The sequence below is a fragment of the Marinobacter salicampi genome (assembly GCF_011074795.1).
Taxonomy (GTDB): domain Bacteria; phylum Pseudomonadota; class Gammaproteobacteria; order Pseudomonadales; family Oleiphilaceae; genus Marinobacter; species Marinobacter salicampi.
Map to the genome: position 1 here is coordinate 111,405 of NZ_JAAMPF010000012.1, position 21,586 is coordinate 132,990.

At 58.9% G+C, this 21,586-nt stretch carries 20 protein-coding genes; 6 read left to right on the forward strand and 14 right to left on the reverse strand.

Translation table 11 applies throughout. From position 1 onward, the window contains the following. Positions 1–5 precede the first annotated feature (5 nt). The gene (bioF, locus tag G7W63_RS05250; protein WP_166254165.1) at positions 6–1,199 is read right to left on the reverse strand and encodes an 8-amino-7-oxononanoate synthase; all 1,194 of its coding nucleotides are present in this window, start codon (positions 1,197–1,199) and stop codon (positions 6–8) included. Positions 1,200–1,210: 11 nt separating this feature from the next. Beyond that, complete coding sequence (gene bioB / locus G7W63_RS05255) at positions 1,211–2,269, reverse strand: biotin synthase BioB (protein WP_166254168.1); 1,059 nt, start codon at positions 2,267–2,269, stop codon at positions 1,211–1,213. 94 nt (positions 2,270–2,363) lie between these two features. On the opposite strand from bioB, the gene G7W63_RS05260 reads away from it, so the two are divergent. After that, complete coding sequence (locus tag G7W63_RS05260; RefSeq protein ID WP_166254171.1) at positions 2,364–3,104, forward strand: ComF family protein; 741 nt, start codon at positions 2,364–2,366, stop codon at positions 3,102–3,104. Positions 3,105–3,148: 44 nt separating this feature from the next. Here G7W63_RS05260 and G7W63_RS05265 read toward each other — a convergent pair whose 3' ends face one another. Continuing rightward, positions 3,149–4,264 (reverse strand): NAD(P)/FAD-dependent oxidoreductase, encoded by a 1,116-nt coding sequence (locus G7W63_RS05265; RefSeq protein ID WP_166254174.1) that lies wholly within the window; start codon positions 4,262–4,264, stop codon positions 3,149–3,151. A 191-nt stretch (positions 4,265–4,455) separates the two neighbouring features. Between G7W63_RS05265 and G7W63_RS05270 the strand changes: the two genes are divergently transcribed. From G7W63_RS05270 to cmoB, 5 genes are read left to right on the forward strand one after another with little or no spacing between them, the layout of a single operon-like run. Continuing rightward, on the forward strand, positions 4,456–4,878 hold the full coding sequence (locus G7W63_RS05270) for a hypothetical protein (RefSeq protein ID WP_166254177.1): 423 nt from the start codon (positions 4,456–4,458) through the stop codon (positions 4,876–4,878). Positions 4,879–4,889: 11 nt separating this feature from the next. Continuing rightward, the gene (locus G7W63_RS05275; protein WP_166254180.1) at positions 4,890–5,888 is read left to right on the forward strand and encodes a serine/threonine protein kinase; all 999 of its coding nucleotides are present in this window, start codon (positions 4,890–4,892) and stop codon (positions 5,886–5,888) included. Between the two features lie 59 nt (positions 5,889–5,947). Beyond that, positions 5,948–6,337: a PA3694 family proteiin gene (locus tag G7W63_RS05280; protein ID WP_166254183.1), complete on the forward strand. Its 390-nt coding sequence runs from the start codon at positions 5,948–5,950 to the stop codon at positions 6,335–6,337. A 10-nt stretch (positions 6,338–6,347) separates the two neighbouring features. Beyond that, a complete protein-coding gene (gene cmoA / locus G7W63_RS05285) occupies positions 6,348–7,100 on the forward strand; it encodes a carboxy-S-adenosyl-L-methionine synthase CmoA (protein WP_166254186.1) in 753 nt (250 codons plus the stop codon). A gap of 14 nt (positions 7,101–7,114) precedes the next feature. Continuing rightward, positions 7,115–8,107 (forward strand): tRNA 5-methoxyuridine(34)/uridine 5-oxyacetic acid(34) synthase CmoB, encoded by a 993-nt coding sequence (cmoB, locus tag G7W63_RS05290; RefSeq protein WP_166254189.1) that lies wholly within the window; start codon positions 7,115–7,117, stop codon positions 8,105–8,107. 37 nt (positions 8,108–8,144) lie between these two features. On the opposite strand, the gene G7W63_RS05295 is transcribed toward cmoB, so the two are convergent. From G7W63_RS05295 to G7W63_RS05345, 11 genes are all read right to left on the reverse strand, one after another. Continuing rightward, complete coding sequence (locus G7W63_RS05295) at positions 8,145–9,440, reverse strand: adenylosuccinate synthase (protein ID WP_166254192.1); 1,296 nt, start codon at positions 9,438–9,440, stop codon at positions 8,145–8,147. Positions 9,441–9,487: 47 nt separating this feature from the next. Next, positions 9,488–10,666, reverse strand: a complete 1,179-nt coding sequence (locus tag G7W63_RS05300; RefSeq protein ID WP_166254195.1) for an ATP phosphoribosyltransferase regulatory subunit — start codon at positions 10,664–10,666, stop codon at positions 9,488–9,490. A gap of 184 nt (positions 10,667–10,850) precedes the next feature. Further along, entirely contained in the window at positions 10,851–11,726 is an 876-nt protein-coding gene (gene hflC / locus G7W63_RS05305) for a protease modulator HflC (RefSeq protein ID WP_166254198.1), read from the reverse strand. Positions 11,727–11,728: 2 nt separating this feature from the next. Further along, entirely contained in the window at positions 11,729–12,940 is a 1,212-nt protein-coding gene (gene hflK, locus G7W63_RS05310) for an FtsH protease activity modulator HflK (protein WP_166254201.1), read from the reverse strand. A 130-nt stretch (positions 12,941–13,070) separates the two neighbouring features. Further along, complete coding sequence (gene hflX / locus G7W63_RS05315; protein ID WP_166254203.1) at positions 13,071–14,375, reverse strand: ribosome rescue GTPase HflX; 1,305 nt, start codon at positions 14,373–14,375, stop codon at positions 13,071–13,073. 187 nt (positions 14,376–14,562) lie between these two features. Beyond that, positions 14,563–14,808 (reverse strand): RNA chaperone Hfq, encoded by a 246-nt coding sequence (hfq, locus tag G7W63_RS05320; RefSeq protein WP_166254206.1) that lies wholly within the window; start codon positions 14,806–14,808, stop codon positions 14,563–14,565. Positions 14,809–14,944: 136 nt separating this feature from the next. Then, positions 14,945–15,979 (reverse strand): tRNA (adenosine(37)-N6)-dimethylallyltransferase MiaA, encoded by a 1,035-nt coding sequence (gene miaA / locus G7W63_RS05325; protein WP_242634340.1) that lies wholly within the window; start codon positions 15,977–15,979, stop codon positions 14,945–14,947. 17 nt (positions 15,980–15,996) lie between these two features. Continuing rightward, the gene (gene mutL, locus G7W63_RS05330) at positions 15,997–17,970 is read right to left on the reverse strand and encodes a DNA mismatch repair endonuclease MutL (protein ID WP_166254212.1); all 1,974 of its coding nucleotides are present in this window, start codon (positions 17,968–17,970) and stop codon (positions 15,997–15,999) included. Positions 17,971–18,098: 128 nt separating this feature from the next. Further along, complete coding sequence (locus tag G7W63_RS05335) at positions 18,099–19,415, reverse strand: N-acetylmuramoyl-L-alanine amidase (protein ID WP_166254215.1); 1,317 nt, start codon at positions 19,413–19,415, stop codon at positions 18,099–18,101. Positions 19,416–19,494: 79 nt separating this feature from the next. Next, the gene (gene tsaE, locus G7W63_RS05340; RefSeq protein WP_166254218.1) at positions 19,495–20,001 is read right to left on the reverse strand and encodes a tRNA (adenosine(37)-N6)-threonylcarbamoyltransferase complex ATPase subunit type 1 TsaE; all 507 of its coding nucleotides are present in this window, start codon (positions 19,999–20,001) and stop codon (positions 19,495–19,497) included. Next, complete coding sequence (locus tag G7W63_RS05345; protein WP_207308886.1) at positions 20,001–21,578, reverse strand: NAD(P)H-hydrate dehydratase; 1,578 nt, start codon at positions 21,576–21,578, stop codon at positions 20,001–20,003. The genes tsaE and G7W63_RS05345 overlap by 1 nt, the downstream gene beginning before the upstream one ends. Positions 21,579–21,586: the final 8 nt, after the last annotated feature.

Consider the following 21,586-nt stretch of genomic DNA (forward strand, 5'->3'; position numbering starts at 1 on the left):
AAAAATCAGTCGGACACGACGCTTATAGGGCGGCGGGATGCCAGGCCGGACGATAGGGAATGCGCCGCAAACGCATCGATCAGTCGCTCCAGATCGGCATCGGTATGGGTAGCACTGAGGGTGACACGCAACCGCGAAGCGCCCTCGGGAACCGTAGGCGGACGAATGGCAGTAACCAGCAGGCCTCGGGCCTCCAGCGCCGCACTGAGTTTGAGGGTGTCTCGCACGTCGCCGATCAGGATCGGTTGGATCGGGGTTTCCGAAGGCATCAACTCGTACCCGAGCCGGGTCATGGCGGACCGGAAACGCAGGATCAGCCTTTCAAGATGGTCTCGCCGCCACTGCTCTTTCTGTACCAGATCAAGACTGGCACAGGATGCCAGCGCAAGAGCCGGAGGCATCGCAGTTGTATAGATATAGGTGCGGGCTTGCTGAACCAGGTAATCCATCAACAGCGCAGGGCCTGTGGCAAAAGCACCACTGGTGCCAAAGGCTTTGCCGAACGTGCCGATAACGACAGGGACGTCCTCTTCAGTAAGCCCCAGGGAAGCGACAGAACCCCTGCCATCAGGCCCCATAAAGCCGAAGCCATGGGCGTCATCGACAATCAGCAAGGCATCGTGTGCCCTGCACAGATCCGCCAGCTGCCGTAAGGGTGCCACGTCGCCGTCCATACTGAAGACGCCATCAGTAACCACCAGTTTATGGCCTCCGGTTACTGCCAACTGGCGCTCAAGGGCGCTCATGTCACCATGGGGGTAGGTACAGACTCTGGCTCGGCTCAGCCTGCAGCCATCGATAATGGACGCATGGTTCAGCTCATCGGAGAAAATGGTGTCGCCCTTGCCCGCCAGGGCCGAGATCACGCCCATATTCGCCATATAGCCGGTGGAAAAGAACAGTGCCCCCGAACGCCTGGTGAACCGGGCAATCTCAGCCTCCAGCCGGTGGTGGGCCTCATGATGACCGCAGATAAGGTGGGAGGCGGCGCCGCCGACCCCAACTTCAACCATGCCCTGCCTGACAGCACCCACCAGCGCCGGGTGGTTCGCGAGCCCCAGATAGTCGTTGCTGCAAAAAGCCAGCATGGGCTCACCGTCAGCAGTCAACCGGGGCTGCTGGGGACCACTGACGAGGCGTCTCAGCCGGTACAGGCCAGCATTCTTACGAGCCTCGATTTCGCCGGCAAAATCGCGCATGGTCAATGGACTCAGGCCGACTGCCGGGTGGCATCGTAGAACATGTGGCCGGTTCGTTCGTCTTCCACCGCCTGGGCCAGCGCCGCTTCACGATCATCTTCGGTGTGTGCGGTTTCCCGCTGTTCCGGCCGGATTCCCAGTCGCTGGAACAATTGGCGGTCCCGATCGGCTTCCGGGTTGGCCGTGGTCAGCAGTTTCTCGCCATAGAAAATCGAGTTCGCGCCTGCGAGGAAGCACAGGGCCTGCATCTGGTCGTTCATGTCTTCCCGGCCAGCAGACAGGCGCACATGGGAGGCCGGCATCATGATGCGGGCGACAGCCAGCGTGCGGATAAAGTCGAACGGATCAAGGTCTTCCACGTCCTCCATCGGCGTCCCCGCAACCTTGACCAGCATATTGACCGGAACGCTTTCCGGGTGGTGCGGCAGATTGGCGAGCACCACCAGAAGTCCGGCGCGATCGTCCAGGTCTTCTCCCATGCCCATGATTCCCCCGCAGCACACCTTCATGCCGGCGTTGCGAACGTTGGCCAGCGTCGTCAGGCGATCCTGATAGGTCCGGGTGGTAATGATGTGGCTGTAGTACTTTTCGGAGGTATCAAGGTTGTGGTTGTAGTAATCCAGGCCGGCATCCGCCAGCTCCTGTGCCTGGTTTTCTTCCAGCATTCCCAGGGTCATGCAGGTCTCCAGACCAAGGGACTTAACCTGCTTGACCATATCCACGACATAGGGCATGTCTTTTTTTGACGGGCTGCGCCAGGCTGCACCCATGCAGAACCGGGACGCACCTTTTTCCTTGGCGGCCTTGGCTTCGGCCAGCACTTTCTCGATTTCCAGTAGTTTCTCTTTTTCCAGACCGGTATTGTAATGACCGCTCTGGGGACAGTATTTACAGTCCTCCGGGCAGGCGCCGGTCTTGATGGACAGCAAAGTGCTCACCTGGACCTCATTGGGATCGAAGTACTCCCGGTGTACCGCCTGGGCCCTGAATATCAGATCATTGAATGGCAAAGCAAACAATGCTCGGGCTTCTTCAATGGTCCAGTCGTGGCGAAGGGCAGTGGCAATCATGAGTCAGGTCCTGTTAAGGGCGCTTCTGCGACAGAAGGGCTGGTAAATAATGCACACGATGTGCATGAACAGATTGAGTTCAGGGAATGAACTGATGATAAAGCGCCTGATAACGCTGTCAACCCAAATACAACGAAAGGTTAACAACTCCTTCGCCCTCCCCGGCGCCTGCATTGCCTGCTCTTCAGCAATAGTGGGCCACGGCCTCTGCGCGGGCTGTTACGCAGACCTGCCCGCCAACGATGGCCAGTGTCGACGGTGTGCTCTGCCCCTGGCTTTCGGGACCGGAGCGACCATGACCTGTGGCGAATGTCTCCGTCATCCGCCGCCGTTTGAACGGGTGATTACACCCTGGCGCTATGAGTTTCCTGTCAATCACATGATCAGCCGCTACAAGTACCGGGGCCAGAGGGCTCTGGGCCAACCGCTGATTCAGAGCCTGGTGGAGCGGGTACGCGATGATCTGGCGACCGAGCCCTGGCGCCGGCCTGATCTGCTCATACCCAGCCCCATGCACAGAAATCGGCAACGGCGCCGCGGGTTCAACCAGGCTGAGGACATCGCAGAGCAACTGAGTCGGCAGACGGGCGTACCCTGGTCGGTCACCCTTGTCAGGAAACACCGCCAGCATGGAGAACAGGCCGGGCTTGGCCGTCAGAAACGGCTGGCCAACCTGCGCGGCAGCTTCGTGGTCGACAGCCCGGCGCCACCCCGTGTGGCCATTGTCGATGACGTGATTACGACAGGGGCAACGGCTCGTACGCTTGCCCTTGCCCTGGCAAAAGCAGGAGCCTGCCATATCGAGGTCTGGGCGCTGGCCCGTACCCCGAATTAGGCTGCGCACCGGGACTATTCCAGCTGGCAGGCATCAGCGAAGCCTCAGGCGCCAAGTCGCTCGACGACCCAGTCTGCTATGGCGAGACTCGCCGTCAGCCCGGGCGATTCGATGCCAAACAGCTGCACCAGCCCGGGTATGCCATGGACCGACTCATCCTGCATAACAAAGTCACAGAAGCCGGTTGCCGGCCCGCCAAGCTTGGGGCGCACCCCGGCATAGGCGGGCTGCAGTGCATTCGGGTTCACCCCGGGCCACCATCTGCGGATGCTCCGGGCGAAACTGTGCCGGCGGTCCGGGTCGACGTCGAAGCTGGGTGAATCGATCCACTCGACATCAGGTCCGAAGCGGGCCTGCCCAGCCAGGTCAAGGGTCAGATGTATGCCAAGCCCGCCCGGCTCCGGCACCGGGTAGACCAGGGTGGAGAAAGGGTGGGGTCCGGAATAGCTGAAATAGCTGCCACGGGCAAAATACAGATCAGGACATTCAGTCTGTGGATAGCCCTGCCATAACCGTGCCAGGGGTACCGCATTCAGGCCCGCGGCATTGACAACACGGCGGGCTGTCAACTGACAGGGCATATCGCCACCCACCGACAGACAATGCCTGCCATCCGCACTGGCGACCGCCTCCACTGGTGCCCGGCAGACCAGTTGGCCGCCCCGTGATTCAAGCTTCCCCAGTAGTGACAGCATCAGCCCGTGGCTGTCGACGATGCCGGTGTTTCGGGAGAAAAGACCCGCCTGAGCTTTAACCTCAGGCAAGGCCTGGTTCAAACGCTGACTGTCCGCCCATTCCAGCTCGACATCATTGGCAAGAGCCGTACGGGCGATAATTGAAAGCTGAGGCAGCTGAGACCCATCACAGGCAATAATCCATTTACCGGTTTTCCTGTGGTCGACCTTGTGGCTGGCGCAGTAGCGATAGAGCTCTTCCCGCCCAAGGTTGCAGAGCCTTGCTTTCAACGAGTGCTGCGGATAATAAAGCCCGCCGTGGATCACCTCGCTGTTGCGGGATGACAGGCCCTCTCCGAAACGTCCACCGGCTTCGAGCACAATTACATCCTGCCCCCTGGATGCCAACCGTTGCGCTACCGCAAGACCCACGACACCGGCCCCGATTACAACGGTATCGGTCTGCAATGCCTCTTTTGCTGTCATTCTCTGTCCTTGTCCAACCCGCGCCAATCAACCAGGAAGTCGCCGGAAGCTTACCAACTCGGACCGGTATCCGTGTAGGCCAATCGATCAGTAAGGTTGAAAATCACCAAGCGTTGAAATGACAAAGGGCCCCCAAAAACCGGTATACTTGGCGCATTCACCCTTCACCGCAGGAAGCTCGGGAAACGTACATGTCAGATCGTAAGCAGTTTCTGATTGTCATGCTGGTCGCCGCCCTTTTCGTCGGATGGTTGGGATGGCGTGGATTTGAAGTCATATCACTGAATCAACGCCTGCAAAGCGATGAAGTCGTGGCAAGCTATCCCTACCTGCACCGGGTTCTCCGGGTTGACGGTGATACCGCGGTGATGAGTTCACTCCGCTCCCGTGAGACTCCGACCCGGGAAGCCCTGAAAATCATCTTTCCAAGCATGTCATCCTTGAGTGAGAACCATCGGGACTGGCAGAGAGCTGAAAGAGAATTTGCCCGGGTACAGGCCAAGGCCGGCGACATCATACTGGACGTGCCGGGAATAGCCCGCGTTCGCTGGGAGCTTGATGAAAACTGGTACCACCTGAGCGCAATGCGCTCCGAAAGCCTGACCCGGCGCTGAAACAGGACCTTATGACTAATCCCCACCCATACGATGACCTGACCCCCGACACGCTTCTTGACGCTGTTGAGGCCGCCGGTTTTGAAATCAATGGCCGCCTCTTTGCCCTGAACAGCTACGAGAATCGTGTCTACCAGGTCGGCATCGAGGGTCGTTCGCCGGTAATTGCAAAATTCTACCGGCCGGGCCGTTGGTCCGAGGCCCAGATTCGTGAGGAACATACATTCTCACGGGAACTTGTGGAGGCAGGGTTGCCTATTGTTGCGCCACTGGTCATGCCTTCCGGCGATACCCTCGGTAAGCACGACGGTTTCCTGTTTGCCGTGTTCGACCAGCGCGGCGGCCAGGCACCCGACACCAGTGTCGACGATACCCTCTACCGTCTTGGCCAGTGGCTTGGTCAGATACACAACGTGGGAGCGAGCACATCTTTCGAAACCCGTCCTACCCTTGATATTCTTCCGGGCATTACCGGGCACAGTCAGTACCTGACCGAGCATGACTGGATTCCAAAAGAGCTGCGCCCGGCCTGGGACAGCCTGATACCCGACCTGATCAAGTATTCCGAACACCGCATTCACGATGCTGGCGACGAGTTGCAGCAGATTCGTCTGCATGGAGACTGCCATGCAGGTAACATCCTGGTCCGGGACGAACAGATGCTGTTCGTGGACCTTGATGACTGCCGTACAGGCCCGGCGGTCCAGGACCTGTGGTTGCTTTTGAACGGCGACGACGTCGAAAAAGGCATCCAGTTTGCCGAGCTGCTTGAAGGCTATGAGATGTTTCGCGATTTCAATCGCCGTGAACGCCACCTGATCGAGCCTTTGCGCTGTTACCGGCAGATCTCCCATTGCGCCTGGCTGGCAAAGCGCTGGGATGACCCGGCCTTTCCCCGCTTCTTCCCGTGGTTTACCCAGCCCAGATTCTGGTCCGATCAGATTCTCGCTTTGCGGGAGCAGCTGTCATCACTGCAGTCCCCCTCTGTATCAATCCCCGGCCAGAACTGAGCCTGATGATACTGCCCACAATCTAAACCTGCGGTATTTGAACTGGAGAGAGCTTATCCATGAGTCAGCCTGAAGCCCGCTATTCGATTCGATCACTGCTCGCGGCGGTCCTGATTACCATCATTATTACTGTCATCACTCTGGAGATGAGTGGTCGTATTGATCACTCGGATGACAAGACCAACGCCCCGGTCGGCGAGTTCACCGCGATTCACGTAAAGCCTGGCGAAGACTTCCGTATGTCATCAAAAGCCTCGGAACTGCACGCCGTCTGCCAGAATGGATACCTGGGCGTGGCACCCGATGTGGATCCGACCTTTGTCGGCATACTGGTGGACTATAAAAATCGTGGCGTCCGCTGTGGTCGGCCGGATCGCAACCGGCCGGAAACCGCAGAACCAGAGCCTGCGCCTGCGCCTGAAGCCGGCGAAGCACAGGACAGCCAGTGAGACCGAGCAGATGACCAGAAGACCGGCCCCAGAGACTGAACCAGACCGCCTGTTTGCCCAGGATCGGTACCCGGAAGACTTCCGTTTCAATGCGGCGGTTGCGCGGGTTTTCCCGGACATGATCCGGCGATCGGTGCCTGGCTACACCACCATCGTGCCCATGATCGAAGTGATTACCGAGCGCTTCGCCCAGCCCGTCAGCAACTGCTACGACCTCGGCTGCTCCCTGGGCGCCGCAACACTTGCCATGCGGCACGGTATTCACCATGACAATTGCACGCTGGTTGGGGTCGACAATTCTGCGGACATGATCGAGCGCTGCCATCACTACGTAGCGCTGGACGATCACCCCCTGCCTGTCAGCCTCCGCTGTGAAGACATACTGGACACTGACCTGAGGGACGCATCGGTGACTACCCTGAACTTTACCCTTCAGTTCGTGCCACTGGCCCGACGCACGCCCTTGCTTCATCGCATCGCTGAGGCAACGCGCCCGGGCGGCGCACTCATACTGTCGGAAAAAATACGGTTTGAGTCGGAACACGAACAGCAAACCCAGACCCTTCTGCATCACGAATTCAAGCGCGCCAATGGCTACTCGGACCTGGAGATCAGCCAGAAGCGTACCGCCCTCGAGAAGGTCCTGCTGCCCGAGACACTCCATGCCCACAAAGAACGCCTGAGGGGGGCTGGATTCAGCGAGGTCATGGTCTGGTACCAGTGCTTCAATTTTGTATCCATTCTGGCCGTGAAACCTTCCTGAAGCCGACCAACTCCATGACTCAATTCGACTGGCAGACTACCTATCGCAACTTATTCGCCAACCTGGAAGAGACCGGCCTCTCCTCGTGGAGCGACCAGTTGCAACTGCAACTGGCGCGGCGCTTCGACGAGCATCCCCACGGTGACATGGCACGCTGGCTTCAGGCCCATGGGCAACTGCCTGACATCCCGAGCGCAGAAGCCATCCTTACGGGTTCGACCATTACCCTTGGCGGTCCGGAAAGCCTGAACCAGGCTACCCTGGCTCAGCTCGAGCAGGCCCTGCGAGGGCTGATGCCCTGGCGCAAAGGTCCGTTCAACTTCTTTGGCGTCGACATTGACACTGAGTGGCGTTCTGACTGGAAATGGGACCGGGTATCACCATGGCTGGCCGACCTCAGGGGTCGGAAGGTGCTGGATGTGGGCTGCGGGTCCGGTTACCACTGCTGGCGCATGCTCGGTGCCGGAGCCGGACAGGTAGTCGGCATTGACCCCGGTCTTCTGTTCCTGTTTCAGTTTCTCAGCGTCAAGAAGTACCTGGGTGGGGTTCCGGTCGATCTTCTTCCGATCAAGGTAGAGGACCTGCCGCACCGGCTTGAAGCCTTTGATACCACCTTTTCCATGGGAATCCTCTACCATCGCCGCTCACCGATCGACCATTTGATTGAACTTCGGGAGACACTGCGAAGCGGCGGTGAACTGGTGCTTGAAACCCTCGTCGTGGAAGGGCCGGAGGGCTATAGCCTGATGCCCGCGGACCGCTACGGCATGATGCGTAACGTCTGGTTCCTGCCTACCTGTGACACGCTCCTGCTATGGCTGGCCCGGGCGGGGTTCGAAGATGCGAAGGTGGTTGATGTGACTGTCACGACGACATCTGAGCAGAGGACGACGGACTGGATGCGGTTCCAGTCCCTGAAAGACTTTCTGGACCCCGCCGACCCGGAGAAAACCATCGAGGGTTACCCAGGCCCACGGCGGGCAACAATCATCGCCAGAAAACCCTGAGGCGCGTTAAACCCCGGGGTTTTGACCAACCCCCGGCTCAGCCTCCGAACGGATGGCGCATAACGATGGTTTCAACCCGGTCAGGGCCGGTGGAGATGATATCGATCGGCGCTTCGATCTGCTCTTCCAGAAACGCGATGTAGGCCCGTGCGTTAGCCGGCAGCTGATCAAGGGACGTCAGTCCGACAGTGCTCTCCTGCCAGCCCGGCAACTCCTTATAGATGGGTTCAATGCTGTCATAGTCATCACAGCCGATCGGCGGGCGCTGAAGCTCGCCACGGTCCGTCTTGTAGCCGATGCAGACCTTCACCGACTCCATGCCGTCGAGCACATCAAGCTTGGTCAGGCAAATGCCTGAGACACTGTTGATCTGGATCGCATGACGCAGAGCCACGGCATCAAACCAGCCGCAACGACGTGCCCGGCCGGTCGTGGTGCCGACTTCATTACCTTTTATCGCAAGATGTTCCCCGAACTTGTCAAACAACTCGGTGGGAAACGGGCCGGAACCCACCCGTGTGGTATAGGCCTTGGTGATGCCCAGCACGTAGTCCAGGAACATGGGCCCGAAACCGGTCCCGGTCGCGGTACCACCTGCGGTTGTGTTCGAAGAGGTCACATAGGGGTAGGTCCCCAGGTCGATGTCCAGCAACGAGCCTTGCGCGCCCTCAAACAGGATGTGCTCGCCCCGCTTGCGGTAGTCGTGAAGAATGTCGGTAACGTCTGCTGCCATGGGCAGGATTTCGTCGCCCATGGTTTTCAGGTCGGCCAGGGCCTGATCAATATCAACAGCTTCTTCCTTGAAGTATTCGGTCAGCACAAAGTTGTGATAGTTCATGATCTCACGAAGCTTTGTCTCGAAGGTGTCGGGCCTCAGCAGGTCACCAAGGCGCAGGCCGCGGCGGGAAACCTTGTCTTCATAGGCCGGCCCGATGCCACGGCCGGTGGTACCGATTTTGGCGTTGCCCCTGGCCACTTCCCGCGCCTGGTCAATACGGACATGGGTCGGCAGGATAAGAGGGCAGGCCAGACTGATACGCAAACGGTCCCGCACAGCAACACCCCGGGCCTCAAGCTCACGAACTTCCTTCAGAAGCGCTTCCGGAGAAAGCACAACGCCATTGCCGATCAGACAGGTGACATTCTTCCGGAGGATGCCTGACGGGATCAGGTGCAGGGCGGTTTTCCTGCCTTCAATCACGAGGGTGTGGCCCGCATTGTGGCCGCCCTGAAACCGGACAACCGCGGCCACATGCTCGGTCAGCAGATCAACAATCTTGCCCTTACCTTCGTCACCCCATTGGGTACCCAGCACTACGACATTTTTGCCCATGACTCTCTCTCGATGCCTTCGCGCCAGTCGACGCGACAGCGACTAGTTTAGGTGAGTGGTTGCACGACCCATTGGCCGCCCTGTTTGATCAGCTCGCGGTCACAGCCCCGGGCCTGGGGCTCGGTGTTATCGTCCGGCAAAGCCTGGATGACGATCTCGGTCATTCTGAGACCACTCACCACCCCGGCCAGGGCCGGGTCAGCGTCGGCGGGTGCCCAGATCGCGCCCGCCGGCTGCACCCTCGGCTCAGCCAGGGCAACCAGGGCACGGATATCAACACTGAAGCCGGTCGCCGGTCTCGCACGACCGAAGACCTGACCGATCGCATCATAACGACCACCCTTGGCCAGGGCTTCGCCGTGACCGTGGCAATAGGCCGCAAAGACCAGGCCGGTGTGGTAGTTGTAGCCGCGCAGTTCACAGAAATCGAAGCCCAGGGTGATTTCCGGATAGCCTGTGCCGAGCATGTCCGCTATACGCTCGAGCTGATCCAGGGCTTCGGTCACTTCCGGGGACGCACCCTGAAGGGCCGACCGAGCTTCCGCCAGCGCCGGTCTGTCGCCGCTGATGCGGGCCAACTGCTTTAACCGGCTGCCGGCGCTTCCTGGACCGCAGCCTGCCAGCAACTTGTCCAGCTCGGGAATGGACTTCCTACCCATGGCATCGAATATGGCTGACTCGGTCTGGGAATCAAAGTTTGCTTCCCGGATCAACGCCTGGTAGATACCCACATGTGCCAAGTCCAGATGAACCCTGGGGACGCCCGCCACCCGGAGCACCTCCAGCATCAGACTGATGATCTCCGCATCGGCCGCTTCCGAGGCGCTGCCGAAGAGCTCGCACCCTGCCTGAATCGGTGTACGACCCGCCAGCATGTGCTGGGGCCTGGTGTGGAGAACATGACCGGCGTAGCACAGACGGGTAATGCCTTTCTGCCGAAGGGTATGAGCGTCGATCCTTGCGGCCTGGGGCGTCATGTCCGCCCTTACGCCCATCATCCGACCGGTCAGTTGATCGGTGAGCTTGAATGTCTGGAGCGCGAGATCGTGACCGGTCCCGGTGAACAACGACTCCAGGTATTCGATCAGAGGCGGAATCACCAACTGGTAACCCCAGTGCTGACAGGTATCCACTACCCTACGTCGCAGAGATTCTATATGGCCTGCCAGGGGGGGCAGGATGTCTTCCACGCCGTCAGGCAGCAACCAGCGGTCCGAGTCTGTCATGTAGCTCCAGTATCCGTTGTGTTCATCCTCTGGCCTGCCTGTTCAGAAAAACAGCCAAGGCTGAGAACGTGTCCTGTGAAGAACGGAAATCCAAACCAAAACCGGCGGAATTCTACACTTTTGCCAGTCATAAAAAAACCGGAACACCTGAGGCATTCCGGCTCTCTCTGGATAGGACGGAGGTTTAATTGCCGCCCATGGGGTCTTTCAGATACCGCAGGAAGCTGTTTTGAGCATCGATCACCATGATGTCGTCTGGGCTGTCAAAGGTGTTCTGATAGGCTTCCAGGCTTCGATAGAATTGATAGAACTCGGAATCAGCAGAGTAGGCATCGGCGTAAATCCGGGCAGCCTGGCCGTCACCTTCACCGCGGGTCTCCTCGGCCCGGGCGAACGCCTCGGCGAGAACCACCGTACGCTGACGGTCGGCATCCGCGCGGATCCCCTCAGCCAGTTCGCGACCGCGGGAGCGAAATTCCTGCGCCAGCTTTTCCCGTTCCGTTGCCATGCGCCGGAAGACGTTTTCGCTGACGGATCCGGGCAGCTCTATACCCTTGACCCGGATGTCCACAACCCGCACACCGAACTCTTCCATGGTGGCCTCATTGACGCGCTTGCGAAGGGTGTTCATGAGCTCATCACGCTGGCCGGAAACGACCTCGTGCATGGTCCGGACACCGAACTCGTCCCGTAGGCCGTTATCGACCCGCGAGGAAAGCAGCGACCGGGCCCGCATCTCATCACCACCGGTGGCCCGGTAGTACTGGTCTACGTCAGCTATTTTCCAGGCCAGATAGGAATCCACGTCCAGTGGCTTCTTCTCTACCGTGAGGTATTGGCGCGATGGCAGATCAGTTGTCAGTACACGTACATCGAACTGACGCACCTGATCAATGACGGGCACCTTGAAGTGTATACCGGCTTGAATATCAGTCTGAATCAACTCACCGAACCTCAACAACACGCCGCGATGGGTTTCAGGAATAATATAGACACTTGATAGCACCAGCAGGACAACTATGAGGGTGCCTGCAAGACCCAGTATGCTTTTAGGTCCCATGATTATCTCCCCGTCCGCGTGCTGGTATTTTGTCGACTACGAATCTCATTGATTACCTGATCGGTCAGAGACCCGATAGTGTTGTCGCTGCTTCCGCTCTCGGAGCCAGAGCCACTGTTACCTGCGGAGCCTGCGCCCGCTTCACGATTAACGATGCGGTCCAGGGGCAGGAACATCATATTGTCGCTGCTCTCGGTGTCCACAAGCACTTTCGTGGTATTGGACAGCACCTTCTCAAGCGCGCCGATATACATACGGTCACGGGTCACTTCGGGGGCATCGCGGTAAACTGTCAACAATTCATTGAATCGCGCGGTTTCACCCCGTGCTCTCTCGACAACTTGCTGTTTATAGGCCATCGCCTCCTCAATCAATCGCTGGGCACGGCCTCGGGCTTCCGGAACCACCTTGTTGCGATAGGTCTCGGCCTCTTCTTTCACACGCTGCTCGTCTTCACGGGCCCGCTGGACTTCACGGAAGGCTTCCTGAACCGCCTCAGGTGGCTGTGTGCTCTCGACGTTGACCCGCACAATGCGAAGGCCAGTGCCATAGTCTTCCAGGAACCGCTGAAGACGCTGCTCCACGCGAACGGCCAGCTCAGCCCGGCCTTCGGTCAATACCTGGTCAAGGCTGGAACTACCTACTTCGTGACGGAGGGCACTGTCCGTTGCGTAGGCAAGGGCTTCATTGGAATCCCGGACGTTCAGGACATAGGCCTGGGCGCTGTCGACCCGGTACTGGACCTGGAGGTCCACTGATACCAGGTTCTCGTCTTCTGTCAGCATCTGACCCTGTGACTGGGCTGTACGTACGCTGGTGACACGCACCTTGGTAACGTTATCGATGAGCGGGACCTTGAAGCGCAGGCCCGGCTCTGCCGTGGAGTGATATTCGCCAAAGCGCAGGACGACCGCACGCTCCTGCTCGTCAACCGTATAGAACGACTGGAAGATGACGTAGCCCAGAAACAGAATCGCTGCCACAGCGAGAATGGCGCCAAAGCCACCGCTGCTGCTTCCACCACCACCGCCGGATGAACCACCGGGGCCCGATTTCTTGCCTTTGCCGCCAAGAAGTTTGTTCAGCTTGTCGAGCCCTTTTCTCAGGGCCTCGTCCAGATCGGGAGGGCCCTGATCTTTACCACCACGATTGCCGCCTCCGGTTCCCCAGGGGTCATTCTCGTTGCGGTTACCACCCGGTTCGTTCCAGGCCATAATACTCTCCGTTCTTAACCAATCGAATGGCTGCAAATACTAGGGATTTATGGCGGCCCCGGCAATAGCGCAGGTCGCCAATTCGAAGTTTACTCTGAATCGGTAGGGTTCTGGCTCTCAATACCAGCAATCAGGATCCGGTTTCCCCGTTTTCGTAACGGATGTCCTCAGACTTCAGGCCGGCGCGACTCAGCAACTGGAACCAGTCCCGGCTTTGCATGCGAAGCTCCATCACCACATCTCCGCTTGCCTGCTGATCCTCGCTCAGCACGGACCCAGACTGATGCAGCAGAGCTCGCAGCTTACCATCGGCGGGGCCGAGGCGTACGAACTGATGGATAACATCCTCTGCCAGTCTCTCCACCATGGCGTCAAACAGCTCCGGGATACCGGCCCCGGTGACCGCCGAGACCCAGGCCCGAACCGGCACGCCTTCTTCGTTGCGCTCAACCCGCGGCTCAAAATTATCCAACAGATCGATTTTATTGAACACCTGGAGCACAGGCACTTCGTCAGCGCCAATCTCCAGCAGAACATCTTCTACCTGCTCCATATTTTCGTCACGACGCTCATCGTGACTATCTACCACATGAAGCAACAGCGAGGCCCGGGTCGTTTCCTCTAGAGTGGCGCGGAAGGCCTCCACCAGCTTGTGGGGCAGGTGCCGGATAAATCCGACCGTATCAGCGACCACGACCGGACCTATATCCGGCAGGTCAAGACGTCTTAACGTCGGGTCCAGGGTCGCAAACAGCTGATTTGCCGCGTACACCGTCGCCGTAGTGATGTGATTGAAAAGCGTCGATTTACCGGCGTTGGTATAGCCCACCAGAGACACGGTCGGTATGTCCGCCCGCTGGCGGGCCCGTCTGCCCTGCTCGCGCTGTTTTCGCACTTTTTCCAGCCGCGCGTTGATCGACTTGATGCGGGCACGCAGGAGGCGCCGGTCGGTTTCAAGCTGAGTTTCGCCCGGCCCCCGAAGTCCGATACCGCCCTTTTGACGCTCCAGGTGTGTCCAGCCCCTGACCAGCCGGGTCGACATATGCTCCAACTGGGCCAGCTCTACCTGCAGCTTACCCTCGTGGGTCCTGGCTCGCTGGGCAAAAATATCAAATATCACACCGGTACGGTCGAGCACCCGACACTTAAGCTCACGCTCGATGTTGCGCTCCTGGCTGGGGCTCAGGGCGTGGTTAAAGAGCACCACATCGGCCTCACTGCCGATGACCGCATCGCGGACTTCTTCAAGCTTGCCCTCGCCAACGAAGAACCGGGGGCTCGGTTGCTTGCGGGTTCCGGTAACGGTATCAACGGCTTCAACACCGGCCGAGGCCACAAGCTCGCGAAATTCACCAAGATCTTCGGATTCACCATGAGTTGAGAACTCAATGTGAACCAATACCGCACGTTCGCCAACATCGGGTCGTTCGAACAATCTATCAGGACTCCATTGCCATCGAATTAGGTACTTCTGTCATCGAAATGAGTACTTTTGCCATCAAATTGGGTACTAATGGAAAAGGATCAGTATAAATGCAAACACCCGCAGGTCCGCTGCCGGACTAACCAGCCTCGGAACCCGCGGGCTTAAAAACGAACTGCATTTCTGACGATCGACCAGATCAGTCTTCAGCTTCACCCTCGGGAGTCTGCTGAGGAATTCGGACATTACGAGCCGGCACAACTGTTGAGATGGCATGCTTGTAGACCATCTGGCTGACGGTATTCTTCAGCAAGATGACAAACTGATCGAAAGACTCAACCTGACCCTGCAACTTGATGCCGTTAACAAGAAAAATCGATACCGGAATGCGCTCCTTGCGCAGTGCATTGAGGTAAGGGTCTTGTAGAGAATGCCCTTTTGACATGTGTGTTCTCCTTTTTTTTAAGCAGATCGTCATAGGAAACGGTCCAGGGGCAGCCGGCATCAATCGACACATCGGCCCATTGCGTCCTTGCAAAGCCTGAAACCAAGCGTTACGAATACCCCGAGAGAGATTTTCGTCAATTCAATGTGGAGTGAAGCCTGACTATTTTCAAGGCATTTGCGACGTTTTGACGGGGATCAGAAGCCAGCCAGGTGACATCCTGCCACTTCCTCAACCACGTCAACTGTCGTTTTGCCAGCTGCCTGGTCGCCGCCACACCCCGGTCAACCAGCGCCTTCTCATCGTATTCCCCTGCCAGGTGAGACCAGACCTGACGATAACCAACGCATCGCATAGATGGCATATCCGGGCTCAGGTCACCTCGCGACTTCAGTGCACGCACCTCGTCGATAAACCCCTGTTCGAGCATTTTCAGGAAGCGAGCGTGGATACGCCGGTGCAAAACCTGTCGATCCTCGGGAGCGATAACCAGTTGCGTCACAGTATACGGAAGGGAATCAATTTCGTCTGCCTGCCACTGAGTAAAATAAGGGTAATCCTCAATAACTTCGGGAGCATCCGGTGCCGATGGTGCACTTTGCGCTACACCTTGCGGCTCTTTTGCACGCCAGAAGCCTGAAATGGGGCGACCGGTCAGTCGAATCACTTCCAGGGCGCGGGTAAGGCGCTGCCGGTTGTTGGGATGGATACGTTCCGCGGCGACCGGATCCATCCGCTTCAGTTCGGCATGTAGCCCGAGCCAGCCGCTGGTCTGTGCTTCCGCTTCAATCGCTGCCCTTATCGCCGGATCGGCTGCGGGCAGGTCCGACAAACCGTTAAGAAGGGCCTTGAAATACATCATGGTCCCGCCCACCAGGAGTGGAATCCGGCCAGCCTCGGTTATGGCAGCCATCTCGCGCAATGCATCTCGGCGGAAATCGGCCACTGAATAGCTCTCGGCCGGATCGCATATATCAATAAGGCGGTGGGGTGCCTCGTGCAATTCCGCAGCCGTTGGCTTGGCGGTACCGACGTCCATGCCAAGATAGATCATTGCCGAGTCGACGCTGACAACGTCGCAAGGCAATTGCCGACAGAGCTCGATCGCAAGATCCGTCTTGCCGGACGCCGTAGGGCCCATAAGAAATATTGCCCGGGGCTTGGGATTCAGGTTCTGCTCATCAGGCATCAGCGCCCTCGCAGAAAAAACTTGTCGAGCTCACCCAGAGTCACCAGGGTCCAGGTCGGACGGCCGTGATTACACTGACCACTGCGCTCAGTTGCCTCCATGTCCCTGAGCAGGGCGTTCATTTCGGGAGTAGTCAGCTGTCTGTTGGCCCGGACCGAGCCGTGACAGGCCATGGTGCCCAGCAATTCATGGGTGACAGCCTCTACCCGGTCGCTCTGACCATGCTCGCTCAGATCCGCCAGAACATCCCGGACAAGCTGTTCGGTGTTCGAGCCCCTGAGCAGCGCCGGTACCTGCCGGACTGCCAGGGTTTCAGGCCCGATCCTCTCGACCGCCAAACCTACCGATAGAAGTTCAGTCGCATGGCTTTCCGCCAGACCGGCCTCTTTCTGACTCACCGCAAGTGAAATGGGCACAAGCAAGGGCTGGGTTTTCAGATCCTGTGTCTCAAGAGCGCGTTTCATACGCTCATAGGTAATGCGTTCATGGGCCGCATGCATATCCACCACGATCAGACCCTGACGGGATTGGGCCAGAATATAAATACCGTGCAGCTGCGCAATGGCATAACCAAGGGGCGGTTCCTGGCCGTCACCGACGGCAGGAGTCGGCACCCCGGTAACATAGGCAAGCCCACCTGAGGATGCGGCCATGCTCACTGGTGCCTGGCTCAGAGACTGGTACAAGGCCGCCTGATCACTGGCCTGCCAATCTGGCCGGCGTACGTGTTCGGTGTAGTTATGGGGCTCGCTCCCCGGCCCTGCAACGGCACGCTCATTCTGAGCAAACAGGCCTGACGTGGCGGCCTGGTCCGGTCCACCCGGTCGGGCCCAGGTTGGCTGAAACTGCTGCGACGACCCGGAAAGTCCCTCTCCGGCCTCAGAAAGTCCCTCTCTTGCCTCAGAAAGACCCTCTCCAGGACCCTCTCTGGCTTCAGACTGTGCCGTGGCGCCACGAAAATGATCGTCGGGCGTCACATCGGCCAGAGCCCGGTGCAGGGTCCGGAAAATAAAATCATGAACCAGCCGACCATCCCGGAAGCGGACTTCATGCTTGGTCGGGTGGACATTGACATCGACATTGGTCGGGTCAACTTCAAGGTACAGCACAAAGGCCGGATGGCGGTTATTGTAAAGCACATCGCGATAGGCCTGGCGGACAGCATGGGCGACCAGGCGGTCACGGATGACACGGCCATTGACAAAGAAGTACTGGAGATCCGCCTGGCTGCGGGAAAAAGTAGGCAATGCCACCCAGCCCCACAGGCGCAGACCGGTCGCCTCTGACTCAATAACCACGGCATTGTCGATAAACTTCTGGCCGCACAGGGCGCCGATGCGACGCTCACGATCTACCGGGGTCTGGGCAGGCCTGAGGCTCTGGATAACTTTCTGATTGTGGCGAAGGGTGAAGCCGGTGTCGAACCGGCTCAGGGCCTGACGCCTCAGGCATTCTTCCAGATGATTGAACTCGGTTTTCTCGGTGCGCAGGAACTTGCGACGGGCCGGGGTGTTGAAGAACAGGTCCCGCACTTCAACGGTGGTCCCCACCGGATGCGCCGCAGGCGAGATCCTGGCATCCATTTCCCGACCTTCCACTTCCACCTTGGCAGCAGCTTCGGTCTCAACCGTGCGCGATGTCAAAGCGAGCCGTGATACCGAGCTGATACTGGCAAGCGCTTCGCCCCGAAAGCCCAGGGAGGCCACCGCTTCCAGATCGTCCAGGGTGATGATCTTGCTGGTGGCGTGGCGACTCAGGGCAAGCGGAAGATCTTCCCGGGCTATTCCACCGCCATCATCACGCACCCGAATCAGTTTGGCCCCACCCTGCTCGATATCCACATCGATCCGTTGCGCCCCGGCATCAAGGGCGTTTTCAACCAATTCCTTCACGACAGAAGCAGGACGCTCCACCACTTCACCAGCAGCGATCTGATTGGCAAGCCTGGGAGAAAGCAACTTGATGGACGACATGGCGGGTGCGGGGCCTCTCTCGGTTACAGTCGCAGGGCGACCGAAATGCAGTCCGCGCATCATATCAGAGGCGACCCGGGTTCCTCATCCGCCGAGCGACTTTTACCTGTAATGTCTTCAGAATTTTCTCACGATGTGGGTATCTGCAGGGTCTGACCCACCAGCACGCGGTCATCGTTCAAATCATTATAACGCATGAGCTCCTGGACGCTGGTCTGCAGCTTGCGCGCCACCCCGGAAAGCGTGTCTCCGCGCTGGACCCGGTACTGACTGGTGTTTGACGCATTGCCCTGGCGCTTCTGGTGGGCCAGCAACGTGCCTGGCGGCGGCATGTTCTGGAAGTAGGCATCTATGCCCTTGAATACCGCCGTCGCAATCTTGCGTTGATAGGCCGAGCTACGCAGGTTCCGCTCTTCCTGGTGATTGGAGATAAAGCCGGCCTCCACCAGGATGGAAGGAATATCCGGTGATTTAAGCACCGCGAATGAGGCCTGCTCGACACCGCGCTTGTGCAGTTTGGTTACGCCACCGAGCTGGCGCAGGACATAGTCGCCCACCCCGACGCTGGCATTGATGCTCGCGGTCATGGACAGATCAAGGAGAACCCCTGCCAGGACGTCGTTCTTGTCGCCCAGGGACACCCCGCCGACTCCGCCGATCAGGTCGGACCGGTTCTCACTGCGCGCCAGCCAGCGGGCGGTTTCACTGGTGGCACCGCGCTGGGAAAGGGCAAATACCGAAGCTCCGCTTGGCTGGGAAGAACGGAACGCATCGGCATGAACCGACACAAACAGGTCCGCGTTCTGCTTCCGGGCCAGCAGGGTGCGGCTACGCAGATCAATGTAATAGTCTCCGGTACGGGTCAACTGGGCCTTATAGCCTGGCTTGGAGTCAATCAGGGATTTGAGTGTGCGGGCCATGCTCAGAACAACGTCTTTCTCCAGAGTGCCTGCGGGGCCAATCGCGCCAGGGTCTTCACCACCGTGCCCGGCATCGATCACCACAATGACATCGCGTTTTTCGCCGGCATCGTCACGCAACAAAGGCCGGGAGGGCTCAGGCTGGGTCTTGCGGCCTTCCTGGATAAGATCGACGACCAGCCTGTGGCCGTATTGCTGGTTGGGCTCAAGCTGGAAGCTGCGGGGCTTGATATTTTCCTCCAGGTCGAGCACCACACGCAGGTCCCTGCCGTTGCGGGGCGCGCTCCGGATACGGCGAATGGGGCTGTCACCCAGATCAAGATTGGCGAAGTCGGCCTTCAGGGAGGCGTCTTTGATATCGATCACCAGCCGGGCCGGGTTTTCAAGGGCGAAAATGCTGTGATTGACACCGGCACCTGTGTCGAACACCACACGGGTATGATCCGGCGCCGGCCAGATCCTTGCGCCTTCGATAGCAGTGCCTGCCTGGGCCACGGAGGGTAGCAGGAGGGCCAGGAGGAGCATGAACACCGGTATCCGAATGTTCGCGCCGAGCCTGAATGTTGTTTTCGCTGGATTGCACATCAGCTTCTACCTGAGAAATTCACGTATGTAGTTGTAGCCAGTCAGTGGCGCCTAGCGCCCGGACCACATTAACGCCTCGCGGCGTCCGCGCTTCGAGGCGGACCTCGCGACCGCTATCCTTCCTTTCTAGGCGCAATTCCAGATCTGCTTCCGGAAGCACGCCCCGACCCCGTTCGGGCCACTCGATCAGACACAGATGTTCAGGCTGGAGATAATCCCTGATCCCCATGTACTCAAGTTCTTCAGGGTCACCCAGCCGGTAAAGATCAAAATGGTAGGTGACCGGCACCACATGTTCGTAAGGTTCGACCAGTGTGAATGTGGGGCTCTTGACTGCTCCGCTGTGCCCTAAACCTCTCACCAGTCCCCGGCTGAGCGTGGTCTTGCCCATGCCAAGATCACCCTGGAGAAACAACACCAGGCCGCTCTTGCTCGCCACGACCGCGTCCGAAAGGGCCTGGCCAAAAGCAACGGTCGCGTCTTCATCGGGCAGATAAACCAGGGTGTCAGTCTGACCGGAGGTCATCAACCAACCTCCCGCTCGCCTGGTCTCTCGGCCGCAGCCAACAGGCCAGCCATTGCCTCAATAACGTCCTGCGGCAGCAGTGCCATGTAGCCCAGTCTTTCAGATGCCAGATTGGCAGCAGCAAGATGAAGCGCTGTGGCCAGACAGGCGGCTTTACAGGGAGCCAGTCCCTGCCCGAGGAGCGCTCCGATGATGCCGGACAAAGCGTCCCCCATGCCACCGGTGGCCATACCCGGATTGCCGCCATCCAGTACCCAGGGCCCGGTTTCGCCATCGGCGATCACCGTGCCGGCGCCTTTCAATAATATCACTCCGCCAAACTTCTTCTGAAGCCGGTCGGCGGCTGCGAGACGATCGGTTTCCACGTCAGCCACCGTGCAGTCAAGCAGCCTGGCGGCTTCGCCCGGATGGGGCGTAAGCACATGGCTGGACGCGACAACAGAGGCCTGCTTTGACATCAGGTTAAGGGCATCGGCATCCAGCACCCGCTTTTTGCCCGACAGAACCACCTGCTGGAGCATCTGCTGCCCCCAAGCGCTCTGCCCTATACCCGGGCCGCAGACCAGCGTGTCCGCCGCCTCAATCAACGCTGCCACTTCCGAGCTGTGATTGACACCTCGCACCATCAATGAAGGACAGCGGGTCAAGGCCGGGGCCACATAGTCTGGACGTGTCGCCAGAGACACCAGGCCGGCACCGGACCGTGAGGCCGCTTCCGCAGCGAGCAGGCCAGCGCCGCCATAACCACTGTCACCGGCGATTACCAGAACATGGCCAAAGCGTCCTTTGTGCGCCGTGACAGGGCGCAGGGGAATATCACAACTCACTGTGGCCCAGGAAAAACGCTGTGCCACGGGCACCTGACCATGATCGAGGCGATCGATATCCAGGTCCAGGTCCTCAAAGACCACCTGACCTGCAAACTCGGGGCCCTGTGCCAGGAAGAGACCACTCTTCTGGGCTATAAACGTGACCGTAAGCGAGGCTTTAAGGGCTACACCGCTTACGGCTCCGGTCGTGGCATCGAGCCCGGACGGAATATCAACAGCCATGACCGGGCACGTCAGGCCATTACAGGCCGTGATCGCGGATTTAAACGGTTCCCTCGGCGCACCGTTAACCCCGGTGCCCAGCATCGCGTCCACCACCAGGCCGGCGGATATCAGAGCATCGTTACGATCACGCTCCGCCAGTGCGTCCCAACGATCAATCTTTACCCCGTCGGCTTTGGCTTTCTGGTAAGCGCCAGCGGCATCACCCTTCAGATCAGCCGGAGCCTTGCAGGCTATGCATCGGACGTCAAGACCGTGGCGGTGGGCTGCGGCCGCAATCAGATAGCCATCACCACCGTTGTTGCCGCCTCCGCACAGAACCAGAACCGGCGTTGCCTCGGACCATTGCCGCACCAGTTGGCGGAAAGCAGAGGCGGCGGCCCGTTGCATAAGCTCAAACCCGGGAATGCCATGCTGCTCAATGACATACTGGTCTATCGCCCGCACGGCGTCGGCCGAATACAGGGCATTGCTCGCCGTTCGGGCGGGTAATTTTGATAGAGTTGTCGTGTTCAGGTGCGACATGCAATCGA

Excerpts from the sequence above, each read along its gene's own strand:
- G7W63_RS05265 (WP_166254174.1), bottom strand. The coding sequence starts at position 4,264 with ATGACAGCAAAAGAGGCATTGCAGACCGATACCGTTGTAATCGGGGCC.
- G7W63_RS05300 (WP_166254195.1), bottom strand. The coding sequence starts at position 10,666 with ATGACAGACTCGGACCGCTGGTTGCTGCCTGACGGCGTGGAAGACATC.
- G7W63_RS05270 (WP_166254177.1), top strand. The coding sequence starts at position 4,456 with ATGTCAGATCGTAAGCAGTTTCTGATTGTCATGCTGGTCGCCGCCCTT.
- G7W63_RS05280 (WP_166254183.1), top strand. The coding sequence starts at position 5,948 with ATGAGTCAGCCTGAAGCCCGCTATTCGATTCGATCACTGCTCGCGGCG.
- G7W63_RS05275 (WP_166254180.1), top strand. The coding sequence starts at position 4,890 with ATGACTAATCCCCACCCATACGATGACCTGACCCCCGACACGCTTCTT.
- cmoB (WP_166254189.1), top strand. The coding sequence starts at position 7,115 with ATGACTCAATTCGACTGGCAGACTACCTATCGCAACTTATTCGCCAAC.
- tsaE (WP_166254218.1), bottom strand. The coding sequence starts at position 20,001 with ATGACCTCCGGTCAGACTGACACCCTGGTTTATCTGCCCGATGAAGAC.
- G7W63_RS05345 (WP_207308886.1), bottom strand. The coding sequence starts at position 21,578 with ATGTCGCACCTGAACACGACAACTCTATCAAAATTACCCGCCCGAACG.
- hflC (WP_166254198.1), bottom strand. The coding sequence starts at position 11,726 with ATGGGACCTAAAAGCATACTGGGTCTTGCAGGCACCCTCATAGTTGTC.
- mutL (WP_166254212.1), bottom strand. The coding sequence starts at position 17,970 with ATGTCGTCCATCAAGTTGCTTTCTCCCAGGCTTGCCAATCAGATCGCT.
- G7W63_RS05335 (WP_166254215.1), bottom strand. The coding sequence starts at position 19,415 with ATGCTCCTCCTGGCCCTCCTGCTACCCTCCGTGGCCCAGGCAGGCACT.
- hfq (WP_166254206.1), bottom strand. The coding sequence starts at position 14,808 with ATGTCAAAAGGGCATTCTCTACAAGACCCTTACCTCAATGCACTGCGC.
- hflK (WP_166254201.1), bottom strand. The coding sequence starts at position 12,940 with ATGGCCTGGAACGAACCGGGTGGTAACCGCAACGAGAATGACCCCTGG.
- cmoA (WP_166254186.1), top strand. The coding sequence starts at position 6,348 with ATGACCAGAAGACCGGCCCCAGAGACTGAACCAGACCGCCTGTTTGCC.
- G7W63_RS05295 (WP_166254192.1), bottom strand. The coding sequence starts at position 9,440 with ATGGGCAAAAATGTCGTAGTGCTGGGTACCCAATGGGGTGACGAAGGT.
- G7W63_RS05260 (WP_166254171.1), top strand. The coding sequence starts at position 2,364 with ATGATAAAGCGCCTGATAACGCTGTCAACCCAAATACAACGAAAGGTT.
- bioF (WP_166254165.1), bottom strand. The coding sequence starts at position 1,199 with ATGCGCGATTTTGCCGGCGAAATCGAGGCTCGTAAGAATGCTGGCCTG.
- bioB (WP_166254168.1), bottom strand. The coding sequence starts at position 2,269 with ATGATTGCCACTGCCCTTCGCCACGACTGGACCATTGAAGAAGCCCGA.